This window comes from Streptomyces sp. NPDC040432 (genome assembly GCF_055595445.1).
In genome coordinates, this window is record NZ_JBVIVP010000029.1 from 73,266 (window position 1) to 89,974 (window position 16,709).

Consider the following 16,709-nt stretch of genomic DNA (forward strand, 5'->3'; position numbering starts at 1 on the left):
TTTCACCGGGCCCCGGCAGGCTCCCGCCGCGGCCCGGTCGCCCGCGCGGCCCACGGCCCGGGCCGGCGCGCGGCCCACGGGCCGGGCCCCCGCCCGAGCGACCCACTACTCCCGCACGAACAGTGCGCCCGTCCCGTGCAGCCGCGCGTGGAGCTCGGCGAACACCGCCGCCGCCCGGTCGCCCGGCCAGTCGGCCGGCAGCAGCTCGCGGGGCAGTCCCGGGTCCGCGTAGGGCAGCCGGCGCCAGGTGTCCAGCGCCAGGAGGTACGTCCGGTAGGCCTCCTCCGGGCCGGGCCCGGTACCGGGTTGCAGGGCCCGCAGGGCCGGTTCGTGCAGGTCGAGGAACTCCTCGTGCTGCTTGGCCAGCGCGGCCAGGTCCCACCAGCGGGCCACGGCCTCGGCCGTCGGGGCGAAGCCGAGGTGGCCGCCGCGGAACAGTTCCACGTACGCCGTCAGGTGCAGGCGTTCCAGCGTGCGGCCGGTCTCCCCGGCCAGGTGCGCCGGGGCGATCCAGACGCCGGGCGCGACGGCCCCGAAGCCCAGCCGGGCCAGCCGGGACCGCAGCAGGTGCCGCTTGTGCCGTTCCTGCTCCGGGACGGAGAACACCGCGACGAGCCACTCCTCCGAGACGGGGACGCGGCCGTAGATCCGCCGGTCGCCGTCCTCCAGCAACCGGCGGGCCTCCTCGGACAGGACGTACCCGGCCGCGCCGTCCGCGGCCCGCGCGGGCTCCAGGAACCCGCGCCGTTTCAGCCGGGACACCGACGAACGGACGGAGGGCGCGTCGACTCCGGCCGCGCCCAGCAGGCGGACCAGGGCGGACACCGGTACGGGGCCCTCGAAGGACCGTCCGTAGGCGCCGTAGAAGGTGACGATCAGGGATCGCGGAGTGTGCTGCTCGGCCACGGGTTCACTCTAGATCGCGCAGCCGAAACCGTTGGAGTTTGCCGGTCGCCGTCCGCGGCAGCGCCGGCAGGAAGACGAAGGAACGCGGGCACTTGTGCGGGGCCAGCTCACCGCGCACGAAGGTCCGCAGCTCCTCCTCGCCCAGCACCACCCCCTCCCGCAGCACGGTGTACGCCACCACGACCTGCCCGCGCCGCTCGTCGGGCCGGCCGACGACCGCCGCCTCCACCACGTCCGGGTGGCGCAGCATGGCCTCCTCGACCTCCGGGCCCGCGATGTTGTACCCCGAGGAGATGATCATGTCGTCGGCGCGGGCGACGTACCGGAAGTAGCCCTCCGGATCACGGACGTAGGTGTCGCCGGTCAGGTTCCAGCCGTCCCGTACGTACTCGCCCTGCCGCGGGTCGGCCAGGTAGCGGCAGCCCACCGGCCCGCGCACCGCCAGCAGCCCCGGCTCGTTGTCCGCCACCGGCCGCCCCGAGGGGTCGACCACCCGGGCCTCCCAACCCGGCACCACGCGGCCGGTCGTGCCGGGCCGGATGTCCTCGTCCGCCGCCGAGATGAAGATGTGCAGCAGTTCGGTCGCCCCGATGCCGTTGATGATCCGCAGGCCGGTGCGCTCGTACCAGGCCCGCCAGGTCGCCTCGGGCAGGTTCTCGCCGGCCGACACGCAGCGGCGCAACGCGGACAGGTCGTAGGCGCCCGCGTCGTACGGGCCCAGGGTGTCCAGCATCGACCGGTAGGCGGTGGGCGCGGTGAACAGCACGGTCACCCCGTGTTCGGCCAACGCGGGCAGCAGCACCCGGGGCGCCGCCTGCTCCAGCAGCAGCGCGCAGGCGCCGGCCCGCAGCGGGAACACCACCAGCCCGCCGAGCCCGAAGGTGAACCCGAGCGGGGGACTGCCCGCGAACACGTCGTCGGGGCGGGGCCGCAGCACACCGGCCGAGAAGGTGTCGGCGACGGCCAGCAGGTCCCGGTGGAAGTGCATGCAGCCCTTGGGGCGGCCGGTGGTCCCGGAGGTGAACGCGATCAGCGCCACGTCGTCGGCGGAGGTCTCCACCGCCTCGTACGGCTCCGGGTGGGCCTCGGCGAGCCGCAGCAGGTCGTCCGGGGAGTCGCCGCCGTACGCGGTGATCCGCAGGCCCGGCACCTCCGCCTTGGCCAGGTCGTCGAGGGCGCTCACATGGCACACCGCGTGCCGCACCCGGGCCATCGCGCACACCGTGGCCAGTTCCTGCGCGCGCTGCTGGGCCAGTACGGTGACGGCCACCCCGCCCGCCTTCATGACCGCCAGCCAGCACGCGGCGAGCCAGGGCCCGGTGGGGCCGCGCAGCAGCACCCGGTTGCCGGGGACCACCCCCAGGTCGACGGTGAGGACGTGGGCCAGGCGGTCCACCCGTTCGCGCAGTTCCCCGTACGACCACACCTCGCCCGAGCCGCTGCGGAAGGCCGGCCGGTCCGGCCCGAACCGCGCGATGGTGGCGTCGAGCAGCTCGGCCCCGCAGTTCAGCCGGTCGGGGTAGGCCAGTTCGGGCAGTTCGAACAGCAACTGCGGCCAGGCGTGTGCGGGCGGCAGGTGGTCCCGGGCAAAAGTGTCGGCGTGAGCCGAAGGCATGAGCTCCAAGGCGGGTTCGCCCCCTTGCAACGTCCGGATTGAGGTGGAGCCGGCCCGTGCGGTCGCGTCACGAGCGTATCGTGATGGTGACGGCAGTCAACAGGACGCGATAGAACTGGGGCATTCGGATGACCGGATTCGCGCTCGGGGCGGAACAAGAGGAAGGGTGCGCCCGGCTGCGCACCCTCGCACGGGAACGGCTCGCGCCGCTCGCCGAGAAGGGCGAACCCGGCCGGGTGAACCGGCCTCTGCTCGCGGCCCTCGGCGAACTGGGCCTGCTGGAGAAGGTGTTCGACTCCGGCGCGCTGGAGCTGTGCCTGCTGCGGGAGTCCTTGGCCTACGGCTGCACCGAGGCGGAGACCGCCCTGGCCCTCCAGGGGCTCGGCGCGCACCCGGTGCTCGCCACCGGCAGCGAGGCGCAGCGGGAACGCTGGCTGCCGGGCGTCCGGGCGGGCACGACGGTGGCGGCCTTCGCGCTCAGTGAGCCGGGCGCCGGCTCGGACGCGGCGGCCCTGGCCCTGGCGGCCGAGCCGGACGGGCCGGGGTGGCGGCTGACCGGCGCCAAGTGCTGGATCTCCAACGCCCCCGAGGCCGACTTCTACACCGTCTTCGCCCGCACGGGCGAGGCGCCCGGCGCCAAGGGCATCACCGCTTTCCTCGTCCCGGGCGACCGGGAGGGCCTCACCGGTGAGGCCCTTGACATGTTGTCGCCGCACCCGATCGGCTCCCTCGCCTTCGACGGCGTGCCCGTCGGACCCGAGGACGTCCTCGGCGAACCCGGACGGGGTTTCCGCGTGGCGATGGGCACCCTGAACCTGTTCCGGCCGAGCGTGGGCGCGTTCGCCGTCGGAATGGCCCGGGCCGCCCTGGACGCCACCCTCGCGCACACGGCCGACCGGACCGCGTTCGGAGGGGTCCTGGCCGACCTCCAGGCCGTCGCGCACCGCGTCGCCGAGATGGCCACCCGCACCGAGGCCGCCCGGCTGCTGGTCTACGCGGCCGCCGGAGCCCACGACCGGGGTGCCCCCGACGTGCCGCGCCGGGCGGCGATGGCCAAGCTGCTGGCGACCGAGACCGCCCAGTACGTCGTCGACCACGCCGTCCAACTGCACGGGGCGGCCGCCCTGCGCCGCGGTCACCTGCTGGAGCACCTCTACCGGGAGGTGCGGGCCCCCAGGATCTACGAGGGCGCCAGCGAGGTGCAGCGCACGATCATCGCGAAGGAGCTCTACCGGGAGGTGGCGGCCCGATGAGCCCGGAACGCGTCAACCCTCCGGAGCTGTCCCCGGCGACGGGTTTCTCGCACGCGGTCGTCGCCACCGGCGGCCGGCTGGTGTTCCTGGCGGGCCAGACCGCGCTCGACGGTTCGGGGAAGGTGGTCGGCGAGACCCTGCCCGAGCAGTTCGAGCAGGCCCTGACGAACCTGCTGACCGCCCTCGCCGCAGCGGGCGGCGCCCCGGCCGACCTGGCCCGGGTCACCGTGTACGCGGCGGACGTGGCCGACTACCGGGAACACGCGGGCGAACTGGGGCGGGTGTGGCGGCGGTTGGCGGGCCGCGACTACCCGGCGATGGCCGTGATCGGCGTCGTGCGGTTGTGGGACACCGAGGCCCTGGTCGAACTGGACGGCATCGCCGTGCTGCCCTGATCCGGGTCGGGCGCCGGCCCCCGCCCCGGCCCGGGGTGGGCGCCCCGCCCGGGGCCGGTTCCGCTACGCGTTCGGTCCGCCCTCCAGGAGGGCGCCCATCCACTCCTCGATGCCCGCCACCGTGCGCGGCAGCGCCGAGGACATCAGGCGGGCGCCTTCCGAGGTGATGACGAGGTCGTCCTCGATGCGCACACCGATGCCGCGCAACTCGGCGGGCAGGGTCTCGTCGTCGGGCTGGAGGTAGAGGCCCGGCTCCACGGTGAGGACCTGACCCTCCTCCAGGACCCCGTCCAGGTAGGCGTCGGCCCGGGCCCGCGCGCAGTCGTGGACGTCGAGTCCGAGCATGTGGCCGCTGCTGCACAGGGTGTACCGCCGGTGGAGGTCGCCCCGCGCGTCCTTCAGGACCCCCCAGTCGGCCAGTCCCTCCGCGATGACCCGCATGCCGGCCCGGTGGAAGTCCCGGAAGCTCGCGCCCGGGCGCAGCGCCGCCATGCCGGCGTCCTGGGCGGCCAGGACCAGTTCGTACACCTGCCGTTGCACCGGGGAGAAGCGTCCGGACAGCGGGAGCGTGCGGGTGATGTCGGCGGTGTACAGGGTGTCCGTCTCGACGCCCGCGTCGAGCAGGAGCAGGTCGTCGCCGTTCAGTCGGCCGTCGTTGCGGATCCAGTGCAGCACGCAGGCGTGGGCGCCCGAGGCGGCGATCGTGTCGTAGCCGGTGCCGTTTCCCTCGGCGCGGGCGCGCAGACCGAAGACGCCCTCGATCCAGCGCTCCCCGCGTTCGTGGGCCAGGGCCTGCGGCAGGGCCCGCACGACGTCCTCGAACCCGGCGGTGGTGTGGTCCACGGCCAGTTGGAGCTGACCGACCTCCCACGCGTCCTTGACCAGCCGCAGCTCCGACAGGGCGGTGGCCAGCTCGTGGTCGGTGGCGGCGTCGCGGGCCGGCGGGGTGCCGAGGGAGTCCAGGTGCGCGCAGCGGATGCCGGTCAGGAGTTCCGCCTCCGCCAGGTCGGGGCGGCGACCGACCCAGAACTCGCCGTAGCGGCGGTCGCGGTAGAACTCCTCGCCGCCGCCGGCCCGGGGTGAGCGCGGGCGCAGGTACAGCACGGCCTCGTGGCCGCTCGGACCGGAGGGCTCCAGCACCAGTACGTGCCCCACCTGGTCCTCGCCGGTCAGGCCGGTGAGCCAGGCGTAGGCGCTGTGCGGTCGGAAGCGGTGGTCGCAGTCGTTGGAGCGGACCTTCAGCTCGCCCGCCCGGACGACGAGCCGCTCGCCCGGGAAGAGCGCCGAGAGGCGGGCCCGGCGTGCGGGGGTCACGGCGTGGGCGGGGACGCGTGCTGCGGCGGACAGCGGTGAGGCCGCCCAGTCCGCCGCCATGAAGCGGGACAACTCGCCGGATACCGGCAGGTCGTGACTGCCGATGTGGAGGCCGGAGGGGTGGTCGGTCATGGAGGCTCCCTCAAGAAGTACCGAACTGGTGGGCGCATAGGTCTTGTCAGTGCAATTTCACATTACTATGTTACAGCTCACACCTCGGCACGTTAATCCCCGTCAAACGCCGTGTGACGCAGGGCAGTTCACGCATCAATTCCCCCACCTCCCTCCCATCCAGGAGTTCCCGGTGTCCCAGCACAGAGCCGTGCGCACGTCCCTCCTCTCCGCCGCCGTGGCGGTCACCCTCCTCGCCACCGCCGGCCAGGCCGTGACCCAGGCGTCCGAGCGGGGCACCCCCGCCGCCGCGAGCGGCGCCTCCGCGCCCGCCACCTTCGGCCCGGCCGCCCCGGCCGCCGCACCGAACCCCTTCGACGAGGTCGACCGCCTCGCCAACGCACAGGAGCCGGTGGCGGCGCCCGCCCTGGCCCCCGGCGGCAAGGCCGCGACGGGCGGTCGGGTGCCCGGCGCCGCGCCGGCCGCCTCGTCGCCGGTCTCCGCCGCCTCGTCGGAGCGTTCGGAGAAGAACCGCGCGTCGGCCTCCGCCGATGCCGCGCCCCTCGCGCGGAGCGTCGCGGCGGGCGTCCCCTGCACCCTTGACGGGATCACGAACCTCGGCCCGGAGCAGTTCGCCGACTTCCTCGGCGACCAGGCCGTCCTCGCCGACGGCTGTCTGAGGGGCCTCATCTGGACGTGGGACGCCCGGCTGACACCGGTCATGTCCGACGCCCACGTCCAGGCGGTCTCCCGCCGGATATCGACCCTCGCCGCGGCCCACGACGGCCGCAACTCCTCACACCTGGAGGAGATGTTCACCTACCTGCACGCCGTCGCCTACCACGACTACGCGCGCTCCGAGATCGACGTGACCGACGCCCCGACGGTCAACGCCATGCGGCAGGCGATCGCCGACTTCGGCGCCGCCGCCCGCACCTTCGACGTCACGCGGACCAACGCCAACACCCTGCGCGAGGCCCTCTACGCGGCCAGCGCGCCCGGCCTGCGCCACCACCAGCTCGGCCTCATCAAGAAGGTCCTGGCGACCATGGACCCGGCCCACCCGGCCACCCACCACGACGCCGCCTGGGCGGGCGCCGCGCTGGCCGCGCTCTCCGTCAACTACCTGGGCGTCTACCCGGGCAACCAGGACGCCGCCTTCCACACGGCGGTGGCGGGGGACCCCTCGTACCGCGCCGCGTTCAAGGCCTTCGCGACCCACACCCACCTCAAGGGCACCGCGAACGCCTGGGTGGTGCGCGACGCGCTCAGCGAGTACGCCCGCTTCGGTGAGATAGCCGGCCTGCGCGCCGGCATAACCGCCGACCTCGGCGGGATGCTGGACCAGGTCAAGCGGGACTTCGGCAACGGCAGCGAGCAGTGGGCCAAACTCGTCTCCTGGCTCAATTACTACGACGCCTGCAAGCCGTACGGGGTGTGCAAGGAGGACATCGAGAAGCAGATCTTCCCGTACACCTACACCTACGACAACGGCGCCATCAAGGTCCGCACCGGCCTCGACCGGGCCACCGTCGACCAGCTGTACTACGCGAGCAAGCAGGTCAAGGCCCAGTACCACCGCGTCCTCGGTACCGACCAGCCGCTCGCCGGCGACCCGAACTCCACGCTGAACATCGTGCTGTACGGCTCCCGGGCCGACTACGAGAACTACCACCCGATCCTCACGGGGTACGACACCAACAACGGCGGCATCTACATCGAGAACGGCGCCACCTTCTACACCTACCAGCGCCGCGTCCCGCAGGACTCCTCCCTCACCCTGGAAGAGCTCTTCCGCCACGAGTACACGCACTACCTCAACGGCCGCTACGCCGTCCCCGGCTTCTTCGGCGAGGGTCCCTGGTACGAGGGCGACCGCACGACCGCCATGGACGAGGGCACCGCCGAGTTCTTCGACGGGGCGACCCGCGACAACGGCATCGCCGTCCGCAAGTCCCTCGTGAAGAGCATCATCGCCGACACGGCCGGCGGTGGCCCGCGCATGACCGTCGAGCAACTGCTCAACGCCACCTACGACGGCGACGGCTTCCGCTTCTACAGCTACGCGGGGACCTTCTTCGAGTTCCTGTGGACCGAGAAGCCCAGCCTGCTGCGCGAGATGTACACCCACCTGCGCGCCAACGACGTGGCGGCGTACGACTCCTGGCGCCACCGGATGGGCGCGGACACCTACCTCCAGCGCGACTACACCCGCTTCCTCGACGCCCAGATCGCCAAGGTCGACCAGCTCCACGTGCCGAACACCACGTTCACGCCGAACGACCGGCTGCGCGACTCCGCGCTCGCCTCGGTGAAGTCGACGTTCGCCACCGCCACCTACAACACCCCGGACTGCGTGGAGAACGGCGACCCCGGCAAGCGCCGCTTCACGTGCACGGGTCGGATCAGCGCGAACCTGAAGAACTGGCGCAGCGACGACCAGAACTTCAAGGACATGTCCGAGACGGTCGACTACTTCATCCTCGACCGGGCCGGTGCGGCCTCCAACAACCTGGCCGACATGAACTGCTCCTTCGGCCCGGTGGAGATCTGGACCAACCGGACGGCGGGGACCTCCCCCTACAGCTGTGAGGGCCCGCTCCGCAGCTGATCCGGGCCCGGGTCGGTCCCCAGCCGTACGGGGGGAGGGACCGGCCCGGGTCACCCTGGGAAACCTCAAAAGAATGTGACATATTACTGCCGTGTTCCAGACCCACTCCCCGGACGTCGTCATCATCGGCGCCGGTGTCGTCGGAGCCGCGTGCGCCTACTACGCGGCGTGCTCCGGGCTCTCCGTCGCCGTCGTCGACCGCGGCTCCGTCGCGGGCGGCACGACCGGCGCCGGGGAGGGCAACCTGCTGGTCTCCGACAAGGAGGCCGGCCCCGAACTCGACCTCGCCCTGCTCTCCACCACCCTGTGGCGCGAACTCGCCGCCGTCCTCCCGCCGGAGACGGAGTACGAGGCCAAGGGCGGCCTGGTCGTCGCACCCGACGACACCACCCTCAAGGCCCTGCGCGGCTTCGCCGACGGCCAGCGCGCCCACGGGGTCGTCTCCACCGAGATCGGACCGGACGCCCTCCACGAACTGGAACCCCACCTCGCCCCGGGCCTCGCGGGCGGCTTCCACTACCCGCAGGACGCCCAGGTGCAGCCGGCCCAGGCCGCGGCCCGACTGCTGGCCGCGTCGGGGGCCACCCTTTACCTGGGGGAGGAGGTCACCGGGATCCTCCTCGCCGACGGCGCGGCCCGCGGCGTCCGCACGCCCCGCCGCACCCTGCACGCCCCGGCGGTGGTCAACGCGGCGGGCACCTGGGGCGGCCACGTCGCCGCCCTCGCCGGTAGCACCCTCCCGGTCCTGCCGCGCCGCGGCTTCGTCCTGGTCACCGAACCCCTGCCGCGCGTGGTCCGCCACAAGGTCTACGCCGCCGACTACATCGCCGACGTCGCCAGCGGATCCGCCGCCCTGCAGTCCTCGGCCGTGGTGGAGGGCACCCCGGCGGGGCCCGTCCTCATCGGCGCGACCCGCGAACGCGTCGGATTCGACCGCAGCACGTCCACCGAGGCGCTGCGCCGCCTGGCCGGCCAGGCGGCGGCCCTCTTCCCGGTCCTGGCCGACGTCCGCGTCCTGCGCACCTACCACGGCTTCCGCCCCTACCTCCCCGACCACCTCCCCGCGATCGGCCCCGACCCCCGGGTGCCCGGCCTGCTGCACGCCTGCGGCCACGAGGGCGCCGGCATCGGCCTGGCCCCCGCCACCGGCGCCCTGATCGCCGCCGCCCTCACCGCCACCACCCCGGCACTTGACCCCCACCCCTTCCGCCCGAACCGCTTCACGTGACGGCCCGCCCGACCCCGGCCCAACCCACCCGCACCCCGCCCGCCCGCACCCAGCCCACCCGCACTCCGCCCGCCCGCCCGGCCGGAGCCACGGCGCCGGCACCCGAGGAGCCCCTGATGCGCACCCCCCGCTCTCTGGTCGGCGGCAGTCCCACGGCCACGTACGTCCTGCGCTTCGACGGCCGCGAGCTGACCGCGCAGGCCGGCCAGAGCGTCGCGGCGGTGCTCTGGTCCGCGGGCATCCTCGCCTGGCGCACCACCCGCGACGGCGGCGCACCCCGGGGCGCCTTCTGCGGGATCGGCAGTTGTTACGACTGCCTCGTCACCGTCAACGGCCGCCCCAACCAACGCGCCTGCCTCGTCCCCGCCCGCCCGGGCGACGCCGTCACCTCCCAGGAAGGAACCGGCCGTGCCGAACTCGCCGTCTGAGGAAGCCCCTTCGCCCCCGGACGGCGCTCCGACCCCGCCCCCCGCCACCGCCGGCCGGGCGACCGCCGACCTTGCCGTCGTCGGCGCGGGCCCCGCCGGCCTGGCCGCCGCCGTGACGGCCGCGGACCTCGGCCTGCTCGTCACCGTCCTCGACGCGGGCGAGCGCCCCGGCGGCCAGTTCTACCGCCACCCCGCCCCCGGCCTCGGGGCCGCCCGGCCCGAGGCCCTGCACCACGACTGGCGGGCCTTCGCCACCCGCGAAGCCGCCCTGCGCGCCCACGAGTCGGCCGGTCGCATCGCGTACCTCTCCTTCCACCACGTCTGGACCGTCGTCCCGGACGCCGGAGGCTGGACCCTGCACGCGGTGGCCGGACCGGGGGAGGAGCCCGCGACCGTCCACGCCCGGACCGTCCTCCTGGCCACCGGCGCCCACGAGCGCCAATTGCCCTTCCCCGGTTGGACGCTGCCCGGGGTCATCGGGGCGGGCGGGGCCCAGGCCATGCTCAAGGGCGGACTCGTCCTGCCCGGCCGCCGCGTCGTGGTCGCCGGGAGCGGGCCGCTGCTGTTGGCCGTGGCCGGCTCCCTCGCCGCGGCCGGGGCCACCGTCCCCGCGGTCGTCGAGGCCGGCGCGTACACCGCGTACGCCCCCCACGCCGGCGCCCTGCTGCGCAACCCCGGCAAGCTCGTCGAGGGCGCCTCGTACGGGGCCGCCCTGCTGCGCCACGCCATCCGGCTGCGCACCCGGCACGCCGTGACCGAGGCCCACGGCGGCGACCGGGTCGAGGCCGTCACCATCACGCGTCTGGACCGCGACTGGCGTCCGCTGCCCGGCACCTCGCGCAGGATCCCCTGCGACGCCGTCGCCGTCGGCCACGGGCTCGTGCCCCAGCTGGAACTGGCGACCGGCCTCGGCTGCGCCACCCGCCGCTCCCCGGACGGCACCGTCGCCCTCGACCTCGACGAGGAGCAGCGCACGTCCGTCCCCGGCGTCTGGTCCGCCGGTGAGACGGGTGGCATCGGCGGTGCCGGACTGGCCCTGACCGAGGGGGAGATCGCGGCGCACGCGATCGCGGGCCGGCCCGCCCCGGCCGGGCTCGTCCGCCGCCGTTCCCGGCTGCGGGCCTTCGCCGGGGCGATGGCGGCGGCCCACCGCTCCGGCGAAGGCTGGACGGACTGGCTGCGCGACGGGACCGACGTGTGCCGCTGCGAGGAGGTTCCGGCCGGCCGGATCCGCGAGGCGGTCGGGGAACTCGGCGCGCGGGACGCCCGTACGGTCAAACTCCTCACCCGGGCCGGCATGGGCTGGTGCCAGGGCCGGATGTGCGGCCCGGCCGTGGCCGCGCTGGCGGGCGAGGAGCCGGCGCCGGACCGCAGACCGCTGTCCTGCCCGGTCCCGCTGTCCCACCTGGCGGCGCTGCCGCCGTCCTGCCCGCCGCCCCCCTCCGGTTCCGGGGGCGACGGCGCCCCCGGGGCCGGTCCGCGTCCGGGAGCGGCTGCCACCGTCGACGGCTCCTGAGGCCTTCCCGACCCGGCCGCTCCGAACCCTTGTGGCCGCATCACACCCACTAGTAAAATGTCACACACCACACTAGGGAGTCACTTCATGAACCACGCGCCCACCCCCGCGCCCAGCACCGACACCCGCACCCGCCCCTGGCACGGAATCATGGTGGCCACCACCCTGCCCCTGCGCGAGGACGACCTCGGCGTCGACTACGACGCCTACGCCGAACACGTCCGATGGCTGATCGCCAACGGCTGCGACGGCGTGGTCCCCAACGGCTCCCTCGGGGAATACCAGACCCTCACCGACGAGGAGCGGGCCCGCGTCGTCCGTACCGCCGTCGAGGCCGCCGGTGACGGCAGCCGCGTCATGCCGGGCGTCGCCGCCTACGGCAGCGCCGAGGCCCGCCGCTGGGCCGACCAGGCCGCCGAGGCCGGAGCGGGCTCCGTCCTGCTCCTGCCCCCCAACGCCTACCGCGCCGACGAGGACGCGGTACGCGCCCACTACGCGGAGGTCGCCCGCGCGGGCCTGCCCGTCGTCGCGTACAACAACCCCATCGACACCAAGGTGGACCTCGTCCCCTCCCTCCTCGCCCGGCTCCACGCCGACGGCTCCGTCGTCGCCGTCAAGGAGTTCAGCGGTGACGTCCGACGCGCCTACGAGATCGCCGAACTCGCCCCGGGCCTCGACCTGCTCATCGGCGCCGACGACGTCCTCCTCGAACTCGCCCTCGCCGGCGCGGTCGGCTGGATCGCCGGATACCCCAACGCCCTGCCCGCCGCCTCCGCCACCCTCTACCGGGCGGCCGTCGCCGGCGACCTCACCACCGCGCTGCCGCTATACAAGTCCCTGCACTCCCTGCTCCGCTGGGACTCCAGGACCGAGTTCGTCCAGGCCATCAAGCTCTCCATGGACCTGGCCGGCCGCCCCGGCGGCCCCACCCGCCCGCCGCGCTTCCCCCTCACCGGAGACGTCGAGGCCGCCGTCCGCGCCGCCACCGAGAAGGCGCTCGCCGAAGGCCTCTCCTAAGGGCTGTCCCGTAATCCCCGGTGGATCGGCGCACGGCGTCGGATGCGGTGCCTCGCAAGGCGGAGGAGCGCCCGCATACTGGGCGTATTCGGGCGTTTCGACAACGCGGCGAGGTGCCGTAGCCGGCGTCGTGCGCCCGCCGGGGATTGCGGGACAGCCCTTAGGACCTGTCGTCAAACTCCCGTCTGCCTCGCGGGCGACGACGGGACTTTGGCGACAGGTTTTGGGGGCACCCGGGCCGACACGGGCGTCGGCCCCCGGCTCGGGCCCGCCCGCCACCGGCCCTGTCCGCCCGTCCTGCCGCCCGCTCGTCCGGGCGTTCCGCCCGTCCGCCCGTCCTGTCCGTCCTGTCCGTTCTGCGCGTCTTGCGGGCGGGCAGGCCCAGCCCTCAGGGGAACCCATGCGCACGCGCCACATCTACCACGCGGTGGACTCGCACACCGAGGGCATGCCGACCCGGGTCATCACCGGCGGAGTCGGGGTGATCCCCGGCGCCACCATGGCCGAGAAACGGCTCCACTTCATGGAGCACACGGACCACGTCCGCACCCTCCTCATGTACGAGCCGCGCGGCCACGCGGCGATGAGCGGCGCGATCCTCCAACCCCCGACCCGCCCCGACGCCGACTTCGGCGTCCTCTACATCGAGGTGTCCGGCCTGCTGCCCATGTGCGGCCACGGCACCATCGGGGTGGCCACCGTCCTGGTCGAGACCGGCATGGTCCCGATCGTCGAACCGGTCACCACCGTCCGGCTCGACACCCCGGCCGGCCTGGTCCGCGTGGACGTCCGCGTCGAGGACGGTGCGGCCACCGCCGTCACCCTCACCAACGTGCCCTCCTTCTGCGTCGGCCTCGACCTGAAGGCGGAGGTCCCCGGCTTCGGCACGGTCACCTACGACCTCGCCTACGGCGGGAACTTCTACGCCTTCGTCGAACTGGACGCGCTCGGCCTGCCCTTCGACCGGGCCCGCAAGGACGACCTGCTCGCCGCGGGCCTCGCCGTCATGGACGCCGTCAACGCCTCCCCGGACCGGCCCGTCCACCCCGAGGACCCCTCCATCACCGGGCTCAAGCACGTCTACCTCGCCGCCCCCGGCTCCGACGCCCGCCGCTCCCGCCACGCGATGGCCATCCACCCCGGCTGGTTCGACCGCTCGCCGTGCGGCACGGGAACCAGCGCGCGCATGGCCCAGCTCCACGCCCGCGGCCTGCTGGAACTCGACACCGACTTCGTCAACGAGTCCTTCATCGGCACCGAGTTCACCGGCCGGCTGACCGCGCGGACCACCGTCGCCGGACGACCCGCCGTCATCCCCACCATCACCGGCCGGGCCTGGATCACCGGCACCGCCCAGTACTTCCTCGACCCGACCGACCCCTTCCCCGGAGGGTTCCTGCTGTGAGATCCGTACGGACCACCGACTACCACGCCGCGGGCGAGCCCTTCCGGATCGTCGACACCCGCGACACCGGCATGGCCCCCGCGCCCGGGGACACCGTCGCCGAGCGCTGCGTGACCGCCATCGGACCCGGCGGCTCCGGCACCGCGCCGCGCCCCGGCCCGCTGGACGACGTACGACGCCTGCTCGTGCGGGAGCCGCGCGGACACGCCGGAATGTACGGCGGGTTCGTCGTGCCCCCGGACGACGACGGCGCCCACTTCGGAGTCCTGTTCTGGCACAAGGACGGCTACTCCACCGCGTGCGGCCACGGCACGATGGCGCTCGGCGCCTGGGCCGTGGACACCGGCCGGGTGCCGGCCCCGGCCGACGGAGAGGTCCAGGTGCGCATCGACGTGCCCTCCGGGCGGGTCCGCGCCACCGTTCACCGCGCCGACGGCCGCACCACCGGCATCACCTTCCGCAACGTCCCTGCCCGGGTCGGCGCCCGCAAGGTGTCGGTCGCCACCACCCTCGGCATCGCCGAGGTCGACATCGCGCACGCCGGCGCCTGCTACGCCTCGGTCCGGGCCCGGGACCTCGGACTGGAAGTCACCCGCGCCGCACTGCCCGAGCTCACCCGGGCGGGGCAGGAGATTCGGGCGGCGCTGGCCGGCCACCCCGCCACCTGGCACCCCGACGGGCCGCTGCTCTCCGGGGTGTACGGGGTGATCCTCCACGAGGAGCTGCCCGACACCCCGTTCGGCCCCCACCAACGCAACGTCACGGTCTTCGCCGACGGCCAGATCGACCGCTCACCCTGCGGCTCCGGCACCTCGGCCCGGCTCGCGCTGCTCGCCGAGGACGGCCGGCTCGGCGCGGGCGAGGACCTGCTGCACGAGTCGGTCGTGGGTTCCGTGTTCACCGGCCGCATCCTGGAGGGAGGGGTCACCGAGGTCACCGGCGCGGCCTACCGCACCGGCGAGCACAACTTCACCGTCGACCCGTACGACGCCCTCGGCGCGGGATTCACCCTGTGATCGGGCACGGGTCCGGGGCGCCCGCGAAGCCCGGGAGCGCGCGCACCGGGGCCGCGCGGACCGGCTCCGACGGCTCCGGGCCCGTCCGGCTCGGGGCCGAGGAGATGGCCGGGCTCCTCACACCGGCCGGGGCCGCCGACGCCCTCGCGGCGGTCCTGCTCGGCGGCCTCGACCCGGAGACCTGCCCCCGACGCACCGCCCTCGACGTCCCCGGCGGTGAACTGCTGCTGATGCCGGCCGCGTCCGGAGCGTACGCCGGGGTGAAGATCGCCGGCGTCGCGCCGGGCAACCCCGCCCGCGGCCTGCCCCGCATCACCGGCAGCTACCTGCTCCTCGACGGGCCCACACTGCGCCCGCTGGCCCTCCTCGACGGTGCGGCCCTCACCACCCTGCGCACCCCGGCCGTCTCCGCCCTGGCCCTGCGTCACCTCGTCCCGGTGGGGAAGCCGCTGCGGCTGGTGCTGTTCGGTTCGGGACCGCAGGCGTACGGCCACCTCGAAGCGGTGCTCGGGGTGCGGGAGCTCGCCGAGGTGGTGGTCGTCGCCCGGGATCCGGCGCGGGCCGCGCAGCTGGTGGCGCACGCCGGCTCCCTCGGCGCGGCGGCCCGTACCGGCGTGGCCGGGGACGTGGCGGGCGCGGACCTGGTCGTGTGCTGCACCACGGCCCGCGAACCCCTCTTCGACGGGCGGCTGGTGGCGCCGGGCGCGGTGGTCGTCGCCGTCGGATCGCACGAGCCCGACGCCCGCGAGACGGACACCGCGCTCGTGCGCCGGGCGGCCGTGTACGTGGAATCGCGTGCGGCGGCCCTGCGCGAGGCGGGCGACCTCCTGGTCCCGGAGGCGGAAGGGGCGATCGGGCCCGGTCATATCAACGGCACCCTCGCCGACCTGGTCACGGGCCGGATCGCGGTCGGCGGACGCCCGGGTTGTCCACAGCTCTTCAAGAGCGTGGGCATGGCCTGGGAGGATCTTGCCGTGGCGGTCGCGTTGTTCGAGGCCGCCGGGGCAAGCGGCGAAACGTGACATTGTACGCTGTGCCTCTGCTCGTCGGGGGCGGTGATCGTGTCGGGGGTCTCGGAGGAAATGCAATGGGTGACCTGAAGCAGCACAGTCTCATCAAGGCCCAGGAACGGCTCCGGGACCAGGTCGGCCACGCGCTCCGAGCCGCCCTGATAGCGGGTGAGCTGCGCCCCGGCAGCGTCTACTCGGCCCCCGGTCTCGCCGCCGAACTCGGCGTCTCCGCCACACCCGTCCGCGAGGCGATGCTGGACCTGGCCCGCGAGGGCCTGGTCGAGCCCGTCCGCAACAAGGGCTTCCGGATCACCGAGGTCAGCGAACGCGACCTGGACCAGTACACCGAACTGCGCACGATGATCGAGGTCCCGACCATCGGCAGGATCACGAAGATCGCCACGGCCGAGCAGTTGGAGGCGCTGCGGCCCGTCGCCGAGGAGATCGTCACCAACGCGCGGGAACACAACCTCATCGGCTACCTGGAGGCCGACCGTCGCTTCCACCTCGGCCTGCTGGCCCTGGCGGGCAACGACCGTCTGGTGGAGACGGTCGGCGACCTGCGCAAGCGTTCCCGGCTCTACGGACTGACGGGCCTCGACGAGGCGGGCAAGCTGGTCTCCTCCGCCGAGGAGCACATCGAACTGCTCGACCTGATGCTCACGGGCGACGCCGAGGCGGCCATGGATTGCATGCAGCGCCACCTCGGCCACGTCCGCTCCCTGTGGGCCCAGGGCCGCGACGAACCGGTCGGCCGCACCCCGGGCGGTCTGGGCTCGGGCCTCCCGGCCTAAGGGCTGTCCCGTAATCCCCGGTGGATCGGCGCACGGCGTCGGATGCGGTGCCTCGCAAGGCGGAGGAGCACCCTCATACCGGGCGTATTC

General features: G+C 74.1%; 14 protein-coding genes. 11 read left to right on the top strand and 3 right to left on the bottom strand.

Translation table 11 applies throughout. The features are described from left to right. Positions 1-105: 105 nt before the first annotated feature. Positions 106-906: a PaaX family transcriptional regulator gene (locus ACZ58N_RS35010; protein WP_471168447.1), complete on the bottom strand. Its 801-nt coding sequence runs from the start codon at positions 904-906 to the stop codon at positions 106-108. 4 nt (positions 907-910) lie between these two features. Further along, on the bottom strand, positions 911-2,521 hold the full coding sequence (locus tag ACZ58N_RS35015; RefSeq protein WP_471168450.1) for an AMP-binding protein: 1,611 nt from the start codon (positions 2,519-2,521) through the stop codon (positions 911-913). Positions 2,522-2,649: 128 nt separating this feature from the next. On the opposite strand from ACZ58N_RS35015, the gene ACZ58N_RS35020 reads away from it, so the two are divergent. Then, positions 2,650-3,774 (top strand): acyl-CoA dehydrogenase family protein, encoded by a 1,125-nt coding sequence (locus ACZ58N_RS35020; RefSeq protein WP_471168453.1) that lies wholly within the window; start codon positions 2,650-2,652, stop codon positions 3,772-3,774. Continuing rightward, a complete protein-coding gene (locus ACZ58N_RS35025) occupies positions 3,771-4,169 on the top strand; it encodes a RidA family protein (protein WP_471168456.1) in 399 nt (132 codons plus the stop codon). Before ACZ58N_RS35020 ends, ACZ58N_RS35025 begins: the two co-directional genes overlap by 4 nt. 63 nt (positions 4,170-4,232) lie before the next feature. Here ACZ58N_RS35025 and ACZ58N_RS35030 read toward each other — a convergent pair whose 3' ends face one another. After that, positions 4,233-5,615 (bottom strand): aminopeptidase P family protein, encoded by a 1,383-nt coding sequence (locus ACZ58N_RS35030; RefSeq protein ID WP_471168459.1) that lies wholly within the window; start codon positions 5,613-5,615, stop codon positions 4,233-4,235. Positions 5,616-5,787: 172 nt separating this feature from the next. Between ACZ58N_RS35030 and ACZ58N_RS35035 the strand changes: the two genes are divergently transcribed. The 9 genes from ACZ58N_RS35035 (at position 5,788) to ACZ58N_RS35075 (ending at position 16,619) form a co-directional block, all read left to right on the top strand. Next, the gene (locus ACZ58N_RS35035; protein ID WP_471168461.1) at positions 5,788-8,205 is read left to right on the top strand and encodes a collagenase; all 2,418 of its coding nucleotides are present in this window, start codon (positions 5,788-5,790) and stop codon (positions 8,203-8,205) included. A 91-nt stretch (positions 8,206-8,296) separates the two neighbouring features. Further along, a complete protein-coding gene (locus ACZ58N_RS35040) occupies positions 8,297-9,433 on the top strand; it encodes an NAD(P)/FAD-dependent oxidoreductase (RefSeq protein WP_471168464.1) in 1,137 nt (378 codons plus the stop codon). A 113-nt stretch (positions 9,434-9,546) separates the two neighbouring features. After that, positions 9,547-9,861, top strand: coding sequence for a (2Fe-2S)-binding protein (locus tag ACZ58N_RS35045; protein WP_471168488.1), 315 nt, complete (start codon positions 9,547-9,549; stop codon positions 9,859-9,861). Then, a complete protein-coding gene (locus ACZ58N_RS35050) occupies positions 9,842-11,377 on the top strand; it encodes an FAD-dependent oxidoreductase (protein WP_471168467.1) in 1,536 nt (511 codons plus the stop codon). The genes ACZ58N_RS35045 and ACZ58N_RS35050 overlap by 20 nt, the downstream gene beginning before the upstream one ends. A gap of 87 nt (positions 11,378-11,464) precedes the next feature. Further along, positions 11,465-12,394 (top strand): dihydrodipicolinate synthase family protein, encoded by a 930-nt coding sequence (locus tag ACZ58N_RS35055; protein ID WP_471168469.1) that lies wholly within the window; start codon positions 11,465-11,467, stop codon positions 12,392-12,394. A 400-nt stretch (positions 12,395-12,794) separates the two neighbouring features. Continuing rightward, positions 12,795-13,799: a proline racemase family protein gene (locus ACZ58N_RS35060; protein WP_471168472.1), complete on the top strand. Its 1,005-nt coding sequence runs from the start codon at positions 12,795-12,797 to the stop codon at positions 13,797-13,799. Further along, positions 13,796-14,815, top strand: coding sequence for a proline racemase family protein (locus tag ACZ58N_RS35065; RefSeq protein ID WP_471168475.1), 1,020 nt, complete (start codon positions 13,796-13,798; stop codon positions 14,813-14,815). The genes ACZ58N_RS35060 and ACZ58N_RS35065 overlap by 4 nt, the downstream gene beginning before the upstream one ends. Beyond that, a complete protein-coding gene (locus ACZ58N_RS35070) occupies positions 14,812-15,837 on the top strand; it encodes an ornithine cyclodeaminase family protein (protein ID WP_471168478.1) in 1,026 nt (341 codons plus the stop codon). Before ACZ58N_RS35065 ends, ACZ58N_RS35070 begins: the two co-directional genes overlap by 4 nt. 65 nt (positions 15,838-15,902) lie before the next feature. Beyond that, the gene (locus ACZ58N_RS35075; protein WP_471168480.1) at positions 15,903-16,619 is read left to right on the top strand and encodes a GntR family transcriptional regulator; all 717 of its coding nucleotides are present in this window, start codon (positions 15,903-15,905) and stop codon (positions 16,617-16,619) included. Positions 16,620-16,709: the final 90 nt, after the last annotated feature.

What these genes read in the sequence shown, in the direction of transcription:
- ACZ58N_RS35075 (WP_471168480.1), top strand. Translation starts at nt 15,903, where the DNA reads ATGGGTGACCTGAAGCAGCACAGTCTCATCAAGGCCCAGGAACGGCTC.
- ACZ58N_RS35020 (WP_471168453.1), top strand. Translation starts at nt 2,650, where the DNA reads ATGACCGGATTCGCGCTCGGGGCGGAACAAGAGGAAGGGTGCGCCCGG.
- ACZ58N_RS35060 (WP_471168472.1), top strand. Translation starts at nt 12,795, where the DNA reads ATGCGCACGCGCCACATCTACCACGCGGTGGACTCGCACACCGAGGGC.
- ACZ58N_RS35025 (WP_471168456.1), top strand. Translation starts at nt 3,771, where the DNA reads ATGAGCCCGGAACGCGTCAACCCTCCGGAGCTGTCCCCGGCGACGGGT.
- ACZ58N_RS35055 (WP_471168469.1), top strand. Translation starts at nt 11,465, where the DNA reads ATGAACCACGCGCCCACCCCCGCGCCCAGCACCGACACCCGCACCCGC.
- ACZ58N_RS35030 (WP_471168459.1), bottom strand. Translation starts at nt 5,615, where the DNA reads ATGACCGACCACCCCTCCGGCCTCCACATCGGCAGTCACGACCTGCCG.
- ACZ58N_RS35015 (WP_471168450.1), bottom strand. Translation starts at nt 2,521, where the DNA reads ATGCCTTCGGCTCACGCCGACACTTTTGCCCGGGACCACCTGCCGCCC.